Raw genomic sequence first — 1255 nt, 5'->3', positions numbered from 1 at the left:
GCGGGGCAGCGTACCCATGACGCGTTGTTCGCGTTGCTGCAGCCCGGTGTGGATGTCAGTGATCTGGGTTCGCACCGGGGGATGCCGGTGCAGGTGGTGCTGAGCATGAGCTTGGCGGATTTCGAGACCGGGTCCGGGGTCGCGACGACTGCGTCCGGGACGCAGGTGTCGGTGGCCGAGGCGTTGAAGATGGCTGCGGATTCGCACCCGGTGATCGCGGTCCTCGACGGGAACGGGATGCCGCTCTACCTGCAACGCTCCCGCCGTACCGCCAGCGAAGCCCAACGATTGGCACTCCTGACCCGGGACAAAGGGTGCACGCGACCCGGGTGTGAGCAGCCAGCCAGTATGTGTGCCGCCCACCATGTCACCGATTGGGTCAAGGGTGGGCCGACCGATGTCGACAATCTGGCGTTCGCGTGCGATCACTGTCACGCGTTGATCAATGATGGCCCTGATGGCTGGAAAACCGTTGTGATGGGTAAAGACTCACCTCATGCGGGCCGGGTTGGGTGGATTGCTCCGAAGAGTGTTGATCCCACCGGGACGCCGCGTGTGAACGATCGTCATCACGTGGGGCAGGTGATCGCTGCTGCGGTCGATTCCAGTTGCCGGACGTGGCGTTCATGGGTGTCGTCGAATCCGAGCCGTTCGTGTCCTGCTGGCGTGCGCAAGGCTACGCGGAGTGTGGTTGCCTCGTCTGCCCTGCCGGACTTGGGCTGACGCCGGGCTGGGAGCCGTCCCCCGGCCGATCCCGGCCCGCGGACTGCACGCATCACCTTCTCCAGACAAAGACCCGAAGGCCTCTGGACAACAAGCCACTTCGAGAAGCCCACCCGCCGCTCTTCCCCTACGCCGGGACGACGCACGGCCGAACCTAGAGGGGGCTGGTGGGTGAGGGGCCTCGTAAACTCGGCCACCTCTCTTCCTTCTCCTGTCTTCACCGGTGAGGGCTGGTAGGTGAGGGGCCTCGTAAACTCGGCCACCCTCTCTTCCTTCTCCTGTCTTCACCGGTGAGGGCTGGTAGGTGAGGGGCCTCGTAAACTCGGCCACCCTCTCTTCCTTCTCCTGTCTTCACCGGTGAGGGCTGGTAGGTGAGGGGCCTCGCAAGCTCGGCCACCTCTCTTCCTTCTCCAGGCGTCTTTGTCTTTTGGTCACTTTTGAGGTGCCTGATGTTCTTCGGACAGTGTCCCAATCTAGGATTGGGTGACTGAACGGAGTGGCTTGTGGCGCAGAGGAAATCGCGGAAGTTCAG

General features: G+C 63.3%; 1 protein-coding gene. It reads left to right on the top strand.

Annotated features, from left to right (window positions below):
• Positions 1-723 (top strand): DUF222 domain-containing protein (locus ACFYTS_RS36570; protein WP_387309770.1); only part of this gene is annotated, 723 nt, incomplete at its 5' end.
• Between the last annotated feature and the right edge of the window lie 532 nt (positions 724-1255).

It is taken from the genome of Nocardia sp. NPDC004151 (assembly GCF_042874235.1).
Lineage (GTDB): Bacteria > Actinomycetota > Actinomycetes > Mycobacteriales > Mycobacteriaceae > Nocardia.
Note: the sequence above shows the minus strand (reverse complement) of the source record. Positions and strands in the feature narration are given on the sequence as shown.